This window comes from Limnohabitans sp. Hippo4 (assembly GCF_003063605.1).
GTDB lineage: Bacteria > Pseudomonadota > Gammaproteobacteria > Burkholderiales > Burkholderiaceae_C > Limnohabitans_A.
The window spans coordinates 1-18,016 of the sequence record NZ_NESE01000005.1 but is presented as its reverse complement, the minus strand read 5'-3'; the positions used below and the strand labels follow the sequence as shown (position 1 = coordinate 18,016).

Annotated in this window: 13 protein-coding genes, 1 pseudogene and 1 other annotated feature; of the genes and pseudogenes, 13 read left to right on the top strand and 1 reads right to left on the bottom strand. The window is 58.6% G+C overall.

From position 1 onward, the window contains the following. The first annotated feature begins 24 nt into the window (after positions 1-24). Complete coding sequence (locus B9Z46_RS12445) at positions 25-930, top strand: LysR family transcriptional regulator (protein WP_108256941.1); 906 nt, start codon at positions 25-27, stop codon at positions 928-930. A gap of 110 nt (positions 931-1,040) precedes the next feature. Next, positions 1,041-2,054 (top strand): glutathione S-transferase family protein, encoded by a 1,014-nt coding sequence (locus B9Z46_RS12440; RefSeq protein WP_108256939.1) that lies wholly within the window; start codon positions 1,041-1,043, stop codon positions 2,052-2,054. A gap of 565 nt (positions 2,055-2,619) precedes the next feature. On the opposite strand, the gene B9Z46_RS12435 is transcribed toward B9Z46_RS12440, so the two are convergent. Next, the gene (locus B9Z46_RS12435) at positions 2,620-3,540 is read right to left on the bottom strand and encodes a LysR substrate-binding domain-containing protein (RefSeq protein ID WP_233246012.1); all 921 of its coding nucleotides are present in this window, start codon (positions 3,538-3,540) and stop codon (positions 2,620-2,622) included. Positions 3,541-3,893: 353 nt separating this feature from the next. Here B9Z46_RS12435 and B9Z46_RS12425 point away from each other — a divergent pair, with 353 nt between their 5' ends. The 11 genes and pseudogenes from B9Z46_RS12425 (at position 3,894) to B9Z46_RS12375 (ending at position 17,569) form a co-directional block, all read left to right on the top strand. Continuing rightward, complete coding sequence (locus tag B9Z46_RS12425) at positions 3,894-5,054, top strand: FAD-binding oxidoreductase (RefSeq protein ID WP_055361514.1); 1,161 nt, start codon at positions 3,894-3,896, stop codon at positions 5,052-5,054. Continuing rightward, a complete protein-coding gene (locus tag B9Z46_RS12420) occupies positions 4,978-5,298 on the top strand; it encodes a (2Fe-2S)-binding protein (RefSeq protein ID WP_308411487.1) in 321 nt (106 codons plus the stop codon). The genes B9Z46_RS12425 and B9Z46_RS12420 overlap by 77 nt, the downstream gene beginning before the upstream one ends. Further along, entirely contained in the window at positions 5,295-6,686 is a 1,392-nt protein-coding gene (locus B9Z46_RS12415; RefSeq protein WP_108256933.1) for an NAD(P)/FAD-dependent oxidoreductase, read from the top strand. Before B9Z46_RS12420 ends, B9Z46_RS12415 begins: the two co-directional genes overlap by 4 nt. A gap of 120 nt (positions 6,687-6,806) precedes the next feature. After that, positions 6,807-7,790, top strand: coding sequence for a tripartite tricarboxylate transporter substrate binding protein (locus B9Z46_RS12410; RefSeq protein WP_108256931.1), 984 nt, complete (start codon positions 6,807-6,809; stop codon positions 7,788-7,790). 96 nt (positions 7,791-7,886) lie between these two features. Then, positions 7,887-9,029, top strand: coding sequence for an NAD/NADP octopine/nopaline dehydrogenase family protein (locus B9Z46_RS12405; RefSeq protein WP_255416935.1), 1,143 nt, complete (start codon positions 7,887-7,889; stop codon positions 9,027-9,029). A 21-nt stretch (positions 9,030-9,050) separates the two neighbouring features. After that, positions 9,051-9,938 carry a LysR family transcriptional regulator gene (locus B9Z46_RS12400; RefSeq protein ID WP_108256929.1) on the top strand — a complete coding sequence of 296 codons (888 nt, stop codon included), beginning with the start codon at positions 9,051-9,053 and terminating at the stop codon, positions 9,936-9,938. A 191-nt stretch (positions 9,939-10,129) separates the two neighbouring features. Then, entirely contained in the window at positions 10,130-11,107 is a 978-nt protein-coding gene (locus B9Z46_RS12395) for a tripartite tricarboxylate transporter substrate binding protein (RefSeq protein ID WP_055361506.1), read from the top strand. Positions 11,108-11,667: 560 nt separating this feature from the next. Next, positions 11,668-13,707, top strand: coding sequence for a hydantoinase/oxoprolinase family protein (locus tag B9Z46_RS12390; RefSeq protein WP_108256927.1), 2,040 nt, complete (start codon positions 11,668-11,670; stop codon positions 13,705-13,707). A gap of 3 nt (positions 13,708-13,710) precedes the next feature. Continuing rightward, positions 13,711-15,690, top strand: coding sequence for a hydantoinase B/oxoprolinase family protein (locus B9Z46_RS12385; RefSeq protein WP_013518716.1), 1,980 nt, complete (start codon positions 13,711-13,713; stop codon positions 15,688-15,690). A 47-nt stretch (positions 15,691-15,737) separates the two neighbouring features. Next, positions 15,738-16,322: pseudogene (locus B9Z46_RS12380) on the top strand (serine dehydratase beta chain). Positions 16,323-16,334: 12 nt separating this feature from the next. Next, positions 16,335-17,569 (top strand): IS3 family transposase gene (locus B9Z46_RS12375; RefSeq protein WP_108256925.1). Its coding sequence is split into 2 segments (ribosomal slippage): positions 16,335-16,617 and positions 16,617-17,569, totalling 1,236 coding nucleotides; the frame shifts between segments, so codons are not numbered across the junction. Further along, positions 16,613-16,729 (top strand) — a sequence feature (AL1L pseudoknot). (Overlaps the previous gene by 117 nt.) Positions 17,570-18,016: the final 447 nt, after the last annotated feature.

The following is an 18,016-nucleotide window of genomic DNA, read 5'->3' as shown; positions in this document are numbered from 1 at the left end:
GGTTATTCAATAAAAGGCAAAAATATGGGCATCCAGTTAGACGACATTGATTACTTTTTGGCCGTGGTGGAGGAGGGGCAGGTGCGCAAAGCTGCTCAGCGTTTGGGCATCTCGCAACCCGCCGTGACCAAAGCCCTTCAGCGCTTAGAAAAATCTTTGGGCTTTGAGCTATTTGAGCGAAGCGTCAAGGGCATGGTGCCCACCAAAGTGGCTGAGCAGTTTCGCCAGCGCACCAGTGTTTTGCGAGGCGTGTTGCGAGACGCGGTGAAAGAAGCCACAGACATGCACTTGGGTGCTTTGGGCTTGCTGCGGGTGGGGGTGTCGCCTCTCTATGCGCAAAAGCTGTTTGTGCCCGCCTTCGTTCAGTTGCATCAACAACGCCCGGCTGCCACAGTCCGTGCTTCCGTGCATTTGAATGATGAGCTGTGGCGACTGCTTCGGCAAGGGGAGTTGGACATGACATTGAGCTCATTGCCCAGTGTCGTGCCTGATGACTTGCAAACCATCGAGTTGATGCAAGACGATTTGTGCATGGTGACACGAGAGGGTCATCCACTGCAAAGCGGCAAGCGTGTGAAATTGGCCGATTTGAAAGAGGTTCAATGGATGTTGCCGGGACCCGATGTAATGGCCCGACGCCATGTTGAAGCGCGTTTGGCACAAGCGGGATTGCCGGCGCCACGCATTGCTCTAGAGGTAAGCAATGCTGCCGGACAAATGCGACAAATATTGCGTGAAACCGATTTGGTTTCCTTGATGAGTGAATCGATGTTGGCGGGTGAGTCAGGTGAGGGGCTTGCCGTTTTACCTCTGCCACAAGCGCGAGTGCGCAGAGCCGTTGGCATTACGTTACTGAAAGAGATGAAGCATTCACCCTTGTCATTGCGGTTTTTGGAGTTGTTGATTCAGGCAGGTCGTGGAGACATTTGATTTTGTTCGACAATACATTTCAAATAAAGCCCCTCAAGCGCCTTCAGACTTGCTGGACTGCTTCGAGCCGCAATTGAAAAACTTGTAACCACCGTCTTGGAGATTGCATCATGCAAGAACTCGAACTGCTGGGTGTGCCAGGCTCTCCCTACACCCGCAAGATGCTGGCGCTGCTTCGATACCGCCGCATACCCCATCGAATGATTTGGGGGTCTCATTTTGAGCCGCTTGCCAACTACCCCGCGCCCAAGGTCAAGCTTTTACCGACGTTTTACTTTCCTACCGCCAATGGCAAAGAAGCTGTCGTTGACTCTACCCCCATCATTCAGCGATTGGAACGTGAGCATGCCGACAGAAATGTCGTGCCCGACGATCCTTTGCTACGCTTTCTGACCCACTTGATCGAAGACTTTGCAGATGAGTGGGTCACCAAGGCGATGTTTCACTACCGTTGGCATTTCTCCGAAGATGCTGCCAATGCAGGTCCTTTGCTGGCATTCTGGCAAAACCTGCACCTGGAGGAAGGACCGGCCAGGGCTTCAAGTCAAGCCTTTGCTTCAAGGCAAATTTCTCGGCTTTATGTGGTGGGTTCGAGCCACCAAACAGCACGCATCATTGAGTCCAGCTTTGAGCGCTTGGTGGGCATCATGGACCGCATCATTGAGCGTCAAGGCTTTGTGTTGGGAACTCGCCCTTCAGCCGGCGACTTTGCTATCTATGGTCAATTGACGCAACTCGTTTGGGTCGATCCCACGCCGGCGCGTTTTGTGGCAAAGCATTCACCCCGTTTGCGTGCTTGGATTGATCGAACCGACGATCTGTCTGGCCATCAGGGTCATCAATGGCTGCCTCGCTCTGAACTTCGCATTCATCTAGGTGAATTGATTCAAGAAATTGGACGTGTCTATGTGCCGTTTTTGATCGCCAATGCAAAAGCCATTCAAGAGGGACGCGAAGAATTTGAAACGCTCATCGATGGACAAGCATGGGCTCAGCCCGTGTTTCCTTACCAAGCTAAATGCCTTGAACTATTGCGACGAGAAGCTATTTCATTGCCGGCGGATGTCCATCATGAATTGAGGTGTTTGTTCAATGGCACAGGGTGTGAGAAATTACTGCCTTGATTCAAAAAAAGGGTCAAATTCGAAATGAATTTGACCCTTCGGGTATGTGGTGGTGGCTGCGGACCCGGGTTCAATTCCGTGCAAGTGTAGGCCTGCTAAACCTTACCTGACGCATCCAAGTCCTGCGGATAGTAGCGGAAGTCTGGACCTGTTTAGGTCTCACCCTCATTTGTCCGCAGGATTCCGAATCCGTTCAAGTCACCATTTCGAGTCGTCATCTTCGAAAGTGGCGCCTCTACCGGTCGCAAAGTCTCCCATGCGGAAGCTGCCGTCGGAACTCGTTGAACCTCCCATACTGGTAAACAAGCTCCCATCGCTACCGACCACCGTGGAGCCAGTTCTCGTGTAAGTGGTCCCTTTCGAGGAAATGCTGATGTCGTCGCTGACTTTGTTGATGGTCTCGCCCGTTTGACCTGCCCCCTCCCGCCCGTAAATCGGTATGTCTTCGCAATGAACGTTGTGCAGCGGTACGCGCTGTAGTCAACCAGAGAAAGCACCTGAAGACCGGACGGCCAAGCCGCTCTCAGCAAGCTGGAAATCACGCAATTGCACGAAGTGCGGCTCGTCAACCTCGGACGATCAGATGCGTGGGCACCATCTTGCGGATCTCACGCCGCGCGTGGTCGATGAAAGGCTTGAGAACCAGGGTCGAGGAGTTTCTCGGTGAGATGACCATCGAGTAATCGGTCACGATATCTGGCTTGAAGGGGATGAACCTGACCTGGTCACCGGTGTAGCCAGTGGCCGTCAGCGGATCGATGATAGAAATTCCTGCGCCCGCTTCGACTAATCGGATCACGACTGACGAGATTTGCGTTTCGACATTGATCCTTCTGTTCACGCCGTAGGAAAGCATCAAGGAGTCGATCTTCATGCGTGTCTCCATCAGCGGCGCCATGGAGATGAAGCTTTCTCCCTCGAAATCTTCCGGGTTCAGGACCTTGCGGGTCGCCAGTCGATGCCCGACAGGAATCACTCCAACCATCTTGGCCGAAACAAGGGTCTCACTATTGCCATGCCTCGTCGCATGAACGGGCACCATGGCGAATCCCAGATGGCAGCGTCCGCTCTGGACCATATCCAGAACGGTTGAAGAGCTATGCATGTGCATTGTGATTAAGGTCTCTGGACGCTCCAGGCTGAAGCTGGCGATGGCGCGTGGCAGGAAGGACAAGGCCATGTTGGGGGCCGCGGCGATCTCCAGGTGGCCCAGCTTCAGTGCCTTGATGCCGCTTGCCGCATTCGCGATCCGCTCGATCTCCATCAATGACTGATTGACGTCGGCAAAAAGCAGTGTGGCCTCTGGCGTTGGAGCGAGGCGTCCCTTGTCTCGGGTAAACAGCGCAATCGCGATGCGCTGCTCCAGGTCGGCAATCAGGCGGGTGACGACGGGTTGAGTCACCCCAAGCATCTCGGCGGCACCGGTGACGGTCCTGCGCACCATGACCGCCCGAAAAGCCTCCAAGTGGCGCAGCGTGATTTTCATGCTCATAGTATTTAGACATGGTTTTATTTCAAGATGCTATTTTAATGACATTTTCTAGATAAAATGTTAAATAAAAACAATGATTTAGCATCGAAGCAAAGAGGTATTGCATAAAAACATTGACTATGGTTTTTACCCTGGCGACCTGAGGTGATCTTGCTTACGATGAAGGCTATGTTGAAGCAAACGTCAGACGGTTCGCAGCCATCGCAACTCACCTCTCGGTCAATGAATCCTCATTTCCATTCACCCCAGGCGATCCACTTGACGGCGCTGCTGAACCCTGGTGGTTCTGGCACTGCGGGGACCGCGCGCAGCCTGCGCATCGCCCCGAAGAAGAAAGGTCTTTGAACATGCAGCGTGAATATGACGTGATCGTTGCGGGCGCCGGAATCGTGGGTGCCGCCATTGCATACGGCCTGGCCGGGTACGACAAGCGGGTCTTGATGCTCGATGGGGCCGACAGGGACTACCGGGCGGCAAAGGCCAACTTCGGCTTGGTCTGGGTCCAAGGAAAGGGTTACCGCTACCCCGAGTACCACCGGCTGTCGGCGGCGGCAGCTGATGCATGGCCGGAGTTTGCTGCGGGACTGGAGGCAGAGACGGGAATTTCACTTGACTACCAAACCGGCTCCGGTCTGAAGTTCTGCCTGAGCGACGACGAGTTGTCTGCTCGCGCCAAGATGCTGGATGCTTGGGAAGCTGAGACGCCAGAACTGGCCCCCTCCGTGCGGATTCTTGATCGCAGCGAACTGGCGCGTCGTTACCCCACGATGCGACTCGGCCCTGACGTCGTGGGCGCGAGCCTGGGGGAGCAGGACGGTCAGGCGAACCCGCTTCGACTCCTGGCTGCGCTCCAAGCCGCCTTCCAGCGCCGGGGCGGCATGGTGCGCAACGGGCACCCTGTGACCTCGATCAAGCCCTTGGCAGGCGGCGGCTTTGAGGTTAAGACCAGTGAGCAAACGGCCCGAGCCGAACGTGTCGTGATCGCTGCCGGCCTTGGGTCGGTGGCGCTCGGGAGAATGATCGGACTGGACGTCCCCTTGCATCCCGAGCGAGGACAGATCCTCGTGACCGAGCGCCTGGCGCCTGTTCTGCCTGTACCCGCAAGCGGGCTGCGTCAAACCGGCGAGGGCACAGTGATGATCGGCGTGACTCAGGAGGACGTGGGGTATGACCTAAGTACCACTTCCGCCGCAGCTGTGAGGATGACCCGAAAAGCACTTCGCATCCTCCCTGAATTGGGCAAAGCGCGCCTGGTGCGCCAATGGTCCTGCCTGCGAGTGATGACGCCGGATGGGTACCCCGTCTATGCCAGCTCCCAGATGTACCCAGGCGCGGAGATCGCAACTTGCCACTCTGGGGTGACGCTCGCGTCATTCCACGCTGGCCCCTACGCGCAGGCACTGGCCAGCGGCCGTCATCTCCAGACTCTCAATGCCTTTCCTCTCGAGCGATTCAATGTTTCGAAAAATCAGTCCCCCCAGCACACCACCGCTGACGCTCTCCATTGATGGGAAGTCAGTCACTGCCGAGCGCGGTGAAACGGTGGCATCCGTGATGATGCGTCAGGCGGATCCCAGCTGCCGCCACACGCCCGTTCACGGCAGTTCGCGTGCACCGTTTTGCATGATGGGCGTGTGCTTCGACTGCCTGGCAATCGTCGACGGTGCGTCGTCAACCCAGACCTGTCTGGTCCCGGTCGCCGAAGGCATGTGCGTTGAGCGTCAACTCGGCCGGCCGAAGGTGGCGTCATGAGATCCTTTAATGCGGTGGTGGTGGGCGCGGGCCCGGCCGGAATGAGCGCAGCGATTGGACTGCGGGCTCAGGGCCTGTCCGTTCTGGTCGTGGACGAGCAGCCGACGCCTGGCGGGCAGATCTGGCGTGCAGTGGAGGCGGTGGCACCGACAACAACTGGCGCCCTGTTGGGCAAGGAGTACCTTGCCGGTGCTGATCTCACCTCGCGCTTTCGATCCTGTGGCGCCAGCTATGAGCCTGAGACCAGGGTTTGGCAGGTTGAGCCCGAATGGAAGGTCTACATGACCCGCAGCGGTCAGGCGGAATCGGTGGCCGCCGGCCACGTGATCTTGACAATGGGCGCGCAGGAGCGACCCGCGCCATTCCCGGGTTGGACTTTGCCTGGTGTCATGACCGTCGGATCGGCCCAGATTCTGCTCAAGACATCGCGACAAATCCCCTCGGAGCCCGTCTGGGTCGTTGGCAGCGGGCCACTACCCCTGCTTTACATGGCTCAATTGGTCCGAGCTGGCGGCAAGATCGCCGGGTGGTTGGATACGTCGCCCGCTGGCGGCTGGCGCCGTGCGTTGCCCTGGATCGGTGCGGCCATGGCCAGCTCTAAGGACCTCCTCAAGGGGTTGGCCTGGATGCGGGAAATTCAAGCCGCCGGAGTCAAGCGCGTGCGCGGCGTCACGGCTGTCCGTGCCCTGGGCCAGGATCGCCTGCAGGAGATTGAATACATCCAGGCCAATGGCAAAACCATGCGCGTGCCGGCCAGCTTGCTTCTGTCCCATGAAGGCGTCGTGCCTTCGATTCACATGACGCAGGCGCTCGGGTGTGCCCACGAGTGGAGCTCGCAGCAGGCGTGTCTGGCGCCGGTTCTCGACGAATGGGGGCAAACCGACAAGCCAGGCATTTACGTGGCTGGCGACGGCGCCGGGATTGGCGGCGCCTATGCAGCCTGTGTACGCGGGGAGCTGGTGGCGCTTGGAGTAGCTCAGCGAGCTGGCCGCCTGTCGGGAGAGGCAGCGTCGGTGCAAGCGGCCCCCCTTCGCGAAAAACTGAAGAAGTTATTGCGACTGCGCCCCATGCTGGACGCCCTGTACCCACCGCGCGCAAACATCGCCACGCCAACCGACGACACCATCGTCTGCCGGTGCGAGGAACTAACGGCCGGCGACATCCGCAAAGCCGCTGCCATCGGTCAGCCCGGTCCGAACCAGCTTAAGGCATATACCCGTGCGGGCATGGGACCCTGCCAAGGCCGTCAATGCGGCTACACCGTCGCGCACATCCTTGCCCAGGAGCAAGGCCGAACGGTCGCCGAGGTGGGGTTTTATCGCATCCGGCCGCCGCTCAAGCCGGTGACGCTTGCGGAACTGGCAACGTTGAACATGGACGAGCAATAGGCATGAACACGGCAAACCACGTGGTCGTCTCAGTGAGGGCCTGCTGCACAGGCCCAAGGCTTCAGGGCGGGTATCAAGACAAGAGGGGCTTGTCCCTCACCATTCGTAAAGGAAATATTTATGCGACTGAACATCTCGACCATGCGACGTAAGAGCGCCTTGCTGGTACTTTGCTTCGCCGGTACGCTCCAGACGGTGCACGCGGCGTACCCTGAAAAGCCCGTCCGATGGATCATCCCGGGGGCTGCGGGCGGCGCGGCCGATGCCATCGCCCGCATCGTTGCCAATGCGGTGAGCGCGCGCTGGGGACAGCCGATCGTCATCGATAACCGTCCGGGGGCCACCGGGACGATCGCCAATGACGCGACGGCGAAAGCCACACCGGACGGTTACACCTTGGGTCAGGCGACCATGTCGACCTACGTGATGTCCAACCATGTGCTTCCCCGCCTTCCCTACAAACCCGCAGAAGATTTCACCAACATCGCCAAGCTGTGCACCAGCCCTTACCTCCTGGGGGTGACGCAGAGCCTGCCGGTGAACTCGGTGTCCGAACTGGTCGCCCGCGCCAAGGCCCGGCCCACCGAGTTGAACTATGGTTCCTCCGGTAACGGATCAGCCCTGCATGTGGCGACGGAGCTTTTCCGCTCGAGCGCGGGCATCAAGATCACCCACGTGCCCTACAAGAGCGTTCCGGCATCGGAGATGGACCTGATTGGCGGCCAGATCCAAATGATGATCGGCAACTTCGCCACGATGGCCACCCATGTGCAGTCCGGCAAGATTCGTGCGCTCGCCATCACCAGCCCCAAGCGCTCGCCCCTGTTGCCCAACGTGCCGACGATGGCCGAAGCCGGCATTCCTGCCGCCGAGGTCACGACCTGGATTGGCGTGATGGCGCCTGCGAAGCTGCCGCCTGCCATTGCCAAGAAGATCCATGAGGAGTTCACTGCCGCAGTGAAGGACCCGAAGGTCATCAAACAGCTTGCCGATATCGGGTGCGATGTCGACCCGACGACTATGGAAAACTTCGACCGCCTGGTCCAGTCGGAAAACGCGCGCTGGGGCGCCGTTGTCCGTCAAAACAACATCACAGCAGACTGATGCAGGCAAGTCGGGGGCCCCATCATCTCCCGCTGCCGCTGTTTTCATCCGGGGCACGGCACACGGCGCTGGCTCGGGATTTTCTTGTGCCGCTCGGTGGGTGAATCCCTAAAAGCCGAAAGGGCTGAGCGTATGCGAAACGAAGATGGAAGAAAAGTGAATCGGATCAAAGTAGGAATTGTAGGTGCCGGGGGCATTGGCTTGGCGAGTGCGGCCTGGGCCGCCCATCGCGGTCATGGGGTTTCAGTGTGGGCACCTAGTGGTAGCGCAAATGCGCTGCGAAACGAGCCGTTGAGCGCAACGGGCGCATTGGAAGCGACGCTTGCCGTGGGGGTCTCCGATAGCGCGCAGACGCTGGCGGATCAGGCCGACGTGATCCTGATTGCTGTTCCACTCAATGCCCATAAGGCAGTGATGGACGCACTGTTGCCGAATCTGCGTTCCGGACATCTGGTGATTGTCAGCTCAATGGGATCGTTGTCGTCGCTGTACTTGTATGAGCGCGCCGTCGCGCGCGGCATTGACCTTTGTGTTGCGAGCTTCGGCACGACCGCTCTCACGGCGCGGCGCAAGGGGCCGACTCAGGTGAACATCATGACTCGGCGTAGCCAGGTCGCGATCTCATGTCTGCCACAGACGGCCGCACCTCAGGCGCTCGCTGCTTGTGAGGCGCTGTTTGGCGACGGGTTCAACGAGGAAAAAGACCCGCTTGTCTCAAGCCTTGCGAATACCAGCGCTATCACACACGTGCCGCTCGCATTGTTCAATTGGACGAGGATTGAGCGAGCAGAAAACTGGCCCCAGTATCACTACATGACGCCTCGCGTGTCCTCCGCCATTGAGGCCATCGACGCTGAACGCCTGGCCGTTGCCGGTGCATTCGGTATCGAGGTGCGCAGCGTCAAGAAACACTTCTCGCAATCGTTCAAGGCCGAAGGGGATCGTCTAGAGGACATAGCCGCCGAGCTGCATAAGAAGCGTGGCGGACCGCCCGGGCCGACCCGGATCGATACCCGATACCTGTCGGAAGACGTGCCATATGGGCTCGTATTCCTCCTGGCACTTGGACGTGTGGCCAACGTCAATATGCCCTACACGCAGGCCATGATCAGCATGGCAGAACTGATCGTTGGAGAGGATTTTCTAGCGGGCAATGATTTGGTCGTTCATCTGGAACTCGCATCATCGTCCGTCGAAGGACTCCTGTCTCGTGTGCGAGTCTCTAGCGTCGTAATTTGAATTCATTGTCGGGGCAATGCCGTGGTACTCAAGTTGAGACAAATCGAGGCGTTCCGCTCCGTCATGCGCGAGGGAAGCATGGTGCGCGCCAGTTCGGCGATGGCGATCACGCAACCCGCTATTAGCTACCTGATCAGTGGTCTCGAAAAAGAGGTGGGGTTCGAGCTTTTCAGTCGACGCGGTGGCAAGCTGACACCGACGCCGGAGGCTCTGCAACTCATGGCAGAGGTCAACAGGCTCTACGACGGCCTGGATGGCATCAAGGCTGCCGCGCAACAGATCGCCAACCATGAGCGGGCTACTGTTCGCGTCCTCCTCACACAGGCTCTTGCGAGCGGCCGCATCATGAATGCGATCGGGCAATTTGCAGTCGCTCATCCGGGGCTAAAACTGGATGTCGATGTGGACCATCGGCTGACCATCATGCATCGGATCAGCTCTGCCCAAGCGGATTTGGGTATTCTTTCGTTGCCGCCGGTAATGGAAGGGGCTATTGCGACGAAGCTATTCGACAGCGAGCTCCTGTGTGTCGCGTCCGCGCCTGGCTTCCTTCATGGCGGAGTGAATGTCTCGCCCGCTGACCTTGATGGCATACCTGTCGTCGGGATCAAACCTGGGGGCGTGATCCGGCCGATGGTCGAAAACTGGTTTGCCACGGCGGGCGTCAGTCCAAAGTTCGTGATTGAGGTCGGTGATGCGGGGGCTGCCATCGAGCTGGTTCGTGCTGGCCTGGGTGTGACGATCGTCACCAGCATCAGCTTGCCTGAACATCAACGGGCAGGTCTGATTACGCTACCTCTCGATCCCATACAAAATTTTGAAATCGGAGCCATTGTTCCGTTGATGCAGCACCCAAATCGAGCGGCGCAAGCCCTTGTCGAATCCCTTCGGGTCAGCCTAAAAAACTAGCCTGTGCCGGCAGACAGGACTGCCCTATCAAAGGGACTTATAGACCGGCCGGATCTTTTGATGGGCTTATTTCACGGTTTCGAAAGACAATCGATTCGGCTTCCAAGTCCACTGAAATTACCCCAAAAAAGCAGTTGGTTGCGGCATAAAGGGTGACATCAGCGGGGTGTCCAAATGAATCGGAGAAATGAATGAATCGGTATCTCAAAAATCTTCTGGGAATTTGCATAGCTGTTGGCGCCGTCTTTAGCGCACATGCGCAATGGCCGGATCGCGCCATCAAGATCGTGGTGCCTTACCCAGCAGCAAACTCCTCAGACGTTGCAGCTCGACTGATCGGTGAAAAACTGGCAGCGCAGCTTGGTCAACCGGTGATCGTCGAAAACCGTGCGGGTGCAAGCGGGACACTCGGCACCGCCTATGCGGCCAAACAGCCTGCAGACGGTTACACCCTGGCCATCGGTGCGCCCGGCCCCCTCAGTGTTGGTCCCTGGACAACTGTGAGACCCCTCCCGTATGACCCGGTTAACGATTTCGTGGTGGTCGGCGCCATCGCCTGGGCGCCGCAGGTGCTCGTCGCGAAAAAGGACCTGCCTGTCAAGAACTTCCAGGAGTTTCTGGCCTACGCCAAGAAGCCCGGCGCCACACTGAGTTACGGCTCATCCGGCGTGGGAACGGTGCCGCAACTCATCGTGGCCCAAATGCTGAAGCAAACGGGTGTCAAGGCCGAACACGTCCCCTACCGAGGCGGTGCGGCGGCAATCACTGATCTGCGAGGCGGCGTCATCGACTTCATGTCGGACACCGTGCCCGTTGTGAGGGGCATGATTGCCGAAGGCACGATCAAGGCGTTGGGTGTGAGTACAGCCGAGCGGATTCCATCGCTTCCGGACGTTCCGACTCTCCAGGAGCAAGGCGTCAAAGACTTCAACCTGCAGGGCTACATCTTGTTGGTGGTGCCGGCCAAGACACCGGACCAGATCGTCTTCCGCCTGAGGAATGCGATGGACTCTATCGTCAAAGAATCAGATGTGCGCAAGCGTCTGCTTGAGATGGGGCTGACCCCGATGGATTTGCCGCGGGAGCGCTTTGCCACTTTCCTCCAGACCGAGTCGGCCCGCTGGAAGGCTGCAGTTGATGCCGCAGGCGCGGCAAAGACCATGGAGTGATCGTTTGTGTAGTGAAGCCGGAAGTGCTCATGGCATGCAAGGCTGATCACACAGCTTGAGCCTACTTGCTGGTTTCTGGAGATATTGGGGCGCATGCCGCCGATGGCTCCAGAAGGCCAAGCGAATGCCTCCGGCCCACCTTGCAGCGTCAGGCGGCATGCAGCCTTCCAGGCACATGGTCGTGCCAATCTCCTAAGCTGATCTGTTGGGCGTAGACGCCGCAACCTCATCACCTTTGCTCAACCAACGTAGGCAGATTGTCTGCTTGCGTCTCTTTCCCGCAGTGAGAGGTCGTCATGCAAATAAATGTGACTTATTGGCCGGTCTTGAATATTGATTTGCTTGATGGGATGGCGGCAGGAAAAATCAGACCTGCTTGATTGATCGGCGTGAATCGCGCTCCTTACTGGGAGAACTACATCAACACGACCGAGTCATGAGCATGGGCTATGGCCGCAATAGATCTTCAGGTTCCGGTGATATCAACGGCCTGGCAAAGATCCCTTGCGTAGCCTGGCGTTAGAGCTTCTGCACTGAGAAACGACTAAAGGATTTTTACAATGATTCGCATCGGCGTTGACATAGGCGGCACCTTCACAGACTTCTGTGGGTGGCGAGAAGGCAGTGGCACTGAAGTCATCAGCTTGAAGGTTCCCTCTACGCCTCCGGCTTTCGAGGAGGGCTTTCGCCAGGGCTTCGAGTTATTGCTAGAGCGATTGGGACCCCAGGACGGCGAGCCGGCGGTCGTCATGCACGGCACGACCGTGAGCACGAATGCCGTGATCGAGCGCAAGGGGCCGAAGGTCGCTTTCATCGTGACCAAAGGCTACCGCGACCTGCTGGAGCTACAGCGAATGGGGGTTCGCAATCCGCTGAACATCTTTGAGACGCGGACCAAGCCACTGGTGGAACGCGCGATGGTCTTTGAGGTGGACGAGCGGCTTTTGCACGGGGGGACGGTTCGAACCCCAATTCGTCAAGAGGCGATTCAGGAACTGGTCAAGCAGGCCAAGGATGCAGGCGCGAACGGTTACGCGGTGGCACTGCTTCACAGCTACGCCAATCCAGCGCACGAACGGGCTGTCGAAGAAGCCATTCGCACCGTGGTGGGTGCCGATGCGGAAGTCAGTCTTTCCAGCGAAATCTGGCCGCGTGTCGGTGAGTATGAGCGGGCGATCGTGAGCGTGCTCAACGCGTTTGTTAGAAAGCGCATGAATGAATACATCGGCGCCGTTGAGCGGTATGTTGAGAGCCGGCTGCCGGGTTCGCAGTTGTTTGTCACGCGCTCCAACGGCGGCGCCATGGCGGCCGCTGAAGCGCGGCGCTTCCCGGTGCACACGCTGCTTTCCGGTCCGGCCTCTGGCGTCACCGCCGTCCAATACCTAGCCCGAGCGGCTGGTGAGCGCAACATCCTCACGATGGACATGGGCGGTACGAGTACCGATATCTCGCTGCTGCGAGATGGCCAAGCCATGACATCGAATGCCGCCGAGGTCGGCGACTTCCCTGTCGTGATGCCGGTCACAGGCATCGAGGCTATCGGTGCGGGCGGAGGATCCATCGCCATGATCGATGATGGTGTGCTGCGGATTGGGCCGCAAAGCGCGGGTTCGTATCCGGGGCCAGCCTGTTTTTCTCGCGGCGGAACGGCACCCACGCTGACTGATGCCTACCTGCTAGCCGGATATCTTCCTGAAGCTCTCCTGGGCGGGAAGATGGGGCTTGATCGAACTGCCTCTGAGCGTGCGATGGCTCCCGTCGCCAGTGGGCTGAAGGCTGATGTATTCGGCGCGGCCGATATGTGCGTGGCGGTAGCGAGTTCAAACATGGTGGCTGGCGTGCTTCCCTACCTGGCGCGCCAGGGGGTCGACCCCGAAGACCTGACACTGCTCGTGTACGGCGGCGGTGGCGGCATTCACGGCCCCCTCCTTGCCGCTGAACTCGGCATCAATCGCGTGCTTGTGCCCACAAGCCCTTCAACATTCTGCGCATTCGGCGGGCTTGTCTCCGAACTCAGTCACGACGTGATGGAAACGGTGCATGGGCAACGTGTGGATGGGACCGCACTCTCCGAAAAGTACAAAGCACTTCGCCAGGAGGCAGGTGAATGGCTGTCCCGGCAGGCACCGCCTGAGCGCTTGGTATCGACCGGCTTCGAGTGCTGGGCCGAGATGCGCTACACCGGCCAGTCCTTCCAGGTCGATGTGCGCTTGCCGGATTCTGCGGTCGAGTCTGCAGACCTCAGCGCAATGCATGCGATCTTCCATAAGGAGCACGAGCGAATTTACAACCACTGCGATCCCGAAGCGCCAGTTGAATTTGTCGACCTGCGCGTCCGGATCCGGGGGGCCATGTCGATACCAGAGCCCGCTGCACCATCTTCATCGGCCGTCGGGGATGCATTCAAGGGCTCGCGGTCGATGCGTTTCCAGGGAGAGATTTTTCCTGAGGCGCCTGTCTTTGAGAGGTCTCGCCTCACCCATTCCGACGAAGTGCCCGGTCCCGCCGTGATCGAGCAATCTGACGCCACCCTCGTAGTGCCACCCGGCTTTGTGGCCCGCGTGGGCGCCTACGGCACCATTCTCATGACCCGGAGTTGACCCATGGATGCAGTTCGTACCGCCATTATGAGCAATCGCTTTAACGCGATTGTTGAAGAAGCGTCTGCAGCGGTGTACCGCACCGCTCATACAACGTTCGTCAAGCTTGTCCAAGACTATCAGTGCGCAGTCGCGACCGTCGATGGCGACATGTTTGCCTATCCCATGCTCTCGGGGGTGAATGTCTTTGTCGGCTCGCCTCTGAAGCCGACCCTTGACGCCATCGGGCGAGAAAACCTGAAGCCGGGCGACATCGTGATCACCAATGACCCGTTCACAACAGACGGCCTGGTTACGCACCTGATGGACATCACGCTGCTTTATCCGATTTTTCGGGATGATCGGTTGATTGCCATTGGCTGGGCCTTCGTGCATGCGTCGGATATCGGCGGAGCCGTGCCGGGCAGCATTTCTCCCGCCTTCACTGAAGTATTCCAGGAGGGGCTCAGACTCAGGCCCGTCAAGCTCTATGAGGGCGGCGTGCTCAACACCACGGTCAAGGCGATTCTTGCCGACAACAGTCGCATCCCCGGCGAAGTATGGGGAGACATCCAGGCCATGATCTCCGGCCTCAAGAGCATTGACCGTCGAGTCAATGAGTTGTGTGGCCGATATGGCGGTCAAGCCGTTGAGCAGGCGATGCAGGATGTCATTTCCTACGCGGAATCCAAGGCTCGCACAGCCATTGCATCCATCCCGGACGGCGTCTACGACTTCTCCGACTACTTGGAGGGAATCAATGACCGCCAGATTGCTTTCTTCTCGGCGCGGATGACCGTAAGCAAGGGAGAGATCCACCTCGATTTCTCAGGGACAGACCCACAACTTCCGGCTGCGTACAACCTGGTGAGCGGCGCATCAACGCACCCCTATGTTGTTCAATGCCTTTACGCGTTCATCCTGACGATGGACCCGTTAACCCCACGCAACGCCGGAATCCTGCGTGCCATCTATTCGTACACGCCGCGCGGTACGGTATTGAATGCCGTTTTCCCTGCATCCGGCGGATCCCGCGCGGCATCTGCAACGCGTGCCTACGACGTTCTCCTGGGGTGCATCAACCAGGCCCTGCCGGAGGGACTCGCTGCCGCCGACTCGGGCAATGCGGGCGTGATTGTCGTCGCAGCCCCAGATCCGCGCACCGGGCGTGATCGCGTGAACGTCATCAACACGATTCATGGCGGTGGCGGAGCGCGTCGCAGTCGCGACGGCGTCGATGGAACAGCAGTCCGGTACTCGCAGCGCAGCGTTCCTGTGGAAATCATTGAGGTGGAGACTGCGATGATCATGCGGGCCATTCGGATCGTTCCCGACAGCCGGCGTGCGGGTCGCTATGTCAGCGGCGCCGCCCTCCAGATGGAGATTGAAAATACCGCCCACCGCGCAGTCATGACTGTGCGCAACATGAATCGCTTTGTCTTTTCGGCCTGGGGCTTCAGAGGCGGAGAACACGGCGTCAAAGGCACTGCTGTCCTGAACCCAGGCCGTCCTGATGAACGTTCCATCGGCAAGATCTCCGTGCTCGAACTCAATCGAGGTGATGTGATCCAGATCACAAGCCCGACGGGCGGTGGATTCGGTGACCCGATGGAACGAGACCTTGCTGCGATTGCCAGCGAAATCCGCAACGGGATGCTGTCAACCGAACGGGCCAGTCAGGTCTATGCGGTTGTTTTTGATGAGCATGGCCAGATCGACGAGGTGGCGACTGCCGCCAGGCGACGGGAGAGAACCAGGGCGGACACTCCGGAATTCACTTTCTGCGATGAGCGCTTGCGGCAAGACCAAGTCTGGCCCCAAGACATGAGGCGTCAACTTGCGGCCATGGCCCTGACCTACGATCAGCGTATCCGCAGCCAGCTGGTAGGAACAGTCCACCATCGCATGATGAACGATGGGCATCAGGTCGATACAAAGATCATCCAGCAGATGGTTGACGACGAGGCGGCGAACATGACAGGTGTTCGGCGCTTGTCCGTGTAGATCCGACGGGATCGATCGTCAGCAGTCATTCAAGCCTTGGAATCAAAGTGGCAGTCAGTGTTCTCGAAATTTTCAAAGTAGGTATTGGTCCCTCCAGTTCACATACGGTGGGGCCGATGCGCGCGGCACGCATGTTCACCCTTGCTCTGGCCTAGCAGGGAGTTATGACTTCGGTCACGCGCGTCCTTTCCGAGATGTTCGGATCGCTGGGTGCCACTGGTAAGGGCCATGGCACTGACTCGGCGGTGTTGCTCGGACTTTCGGGTCACGAGCCCGATACCGTCGATGTCGACCAGGTACCCGCAATTCTGGAGGGCATACGAGGCTCAAGTTCCCTGCTCCTCCAGGGAGCGCATCGAATCGCTCTTGACGAAGAAGCGGACCTGATGCTCAGTGGTCTCCAGACGCTGGCGTTTCACTCAAATGGAATGAGGTTCACTGCCTTCGATGCTAGCGGAAGCACACTACTTGAGAAGACCTACTACTCGGTCGGTGGGGGATTTGTCCTGAGTTCCGAGGAAGCCGAAAAAGGGGCCAGTCCCATGGCCACAGTGCCGGGTGGAACAAACTTGCCGTTTCAATTCCACAGCGCTGTGAACGGCCCCGGGAATCGAGGAGGCTCCAACCTTTAAGAGAATGGAGCCATGAACAAGTCACCCAAGTTTTCACCAGAAGTCCGCGAGCGGGCCGTTCGCATGGTGCAGGAGCACCGAGAGGAATACCCATCGTTGTGGGCGGCGGTGGAATCGCTGGCACCCAAGATCGGATGTGTGCCCCATACGCTGTACGAATGGATGCGCAAGCACGAGGTTGACAGCGGGGTACGTCAAGGCACGACCACGGTAGACAAAGATCGGCTCAAGGAACTTGAACGTGAGAATCGCGAGCTGCGCAAGGCCAATGAAATCCTCAAGCTGGCCAGTGCGTTTTTTGCCCAGGCGGAGCTCGACCGCCGTTTGAAGAACTGAAACGATTCGTGGACCTGCACCGTGACACCTACGGGGTCGAGACCATCTGCAAGGTGCTGCAGATGGCCCCATCGTGTTACTGGCGCCACGCAGCGCGCAAGTGCAATCCTGGGTTGCGCAGTGCCAGAGCCAAGCGAGACGAGCAGCTCATGGCTGACGTCCAGCGTGTCTGGCATGCCAACTGGCAGGTCTATGGTGCCGACAAGGTCTGGTTGCAAATGAACCGTGAAGGCATCCAGGTGGCGCGCTGCACCGTCGAAAGGCTGATGCGCAAGGCGGGGCTGCAAGGCGTGCGCAGGGGCAAATCGGTGCGGACCACGACACCGGATGCTTCGGTGCCGTGCCCGCTCGATCGGGTCAACCGGGTCTTCAAGGCCGACAGACCCAATCAGCTGTGGGTGTCGGACTTCACCTACGTGAGTACTTGGCAGGGCTGGCTGTACGTGGCCTTTGTCATCGATGTGTTTGCCCGCCGCATCGTGGGCTGGCGAGTCAGCCGCACCATGCAGACTGACTTTGTTTTGGATGCGCTGGAGCAGGCTTTGTACGAACGCCAGCCTGCAGCCAACGATTTGATCCACCATTCGGACAGGGGCTCGCAATACGTGAGCATCCGCTACACCGAGCGACTGGACCAGTCCGGTATCAAACCATCGGTCGGCAGCAAGGGCGATTCCTACGACAACGCGCTGGCCGAAACCATCAACGGGCTGTACAAGGCCGAGTTGATTCACCGCCGGGGACCCTGGAAAAACAGGGAATCCGTGGAACTGGCCAACCTGCAGTGGGTGCACTGGTTCAACCACATCCGACTGCTCAAGCCGATTGGGGGCATCCCTCCGGCAGAAGCTGAGGCAAACTACTGGCGCCAGCTTGCTGCTGCCAGCACCTCGACAGAGGTATCAACTTAAGCCAACCAGCCTCCTTGATACCCGGGGCCGTTCACAAGTACCCATTCCGCCAACCCAAAGGCGACATTAAAAATGTGTCAGTGGGCGTCTGCTTCTGGCCGGCTCCTGCCTTTCTCAGTCCACCACATCCGAAACCGCTTGGTTGTGATTTTTGGTCACCTACCAATGCCGCAAATAAACCGATCGATTCGTCCACTCGTAAGTTGTTGATCTTCTTGGCCATAGACAAAGAGCCTTGTGGACTTCGGCCCATTTCCGGGGGCCTGGGGTACTGAGAGAAATGGCCGGAAGAGAGAGAGTCAGGCGCAGAACCGGTCTGACCGCGCAGAGGGCGAAGTCCGCAAGTTTCCGCACGAACCCGCAACAACACGGGGCAACTCGCACCAACGGACGAAAAAAATCCCCAACTCAGACGAGTTGGGGATTGGGTATTGGTGGTGGGTGCGG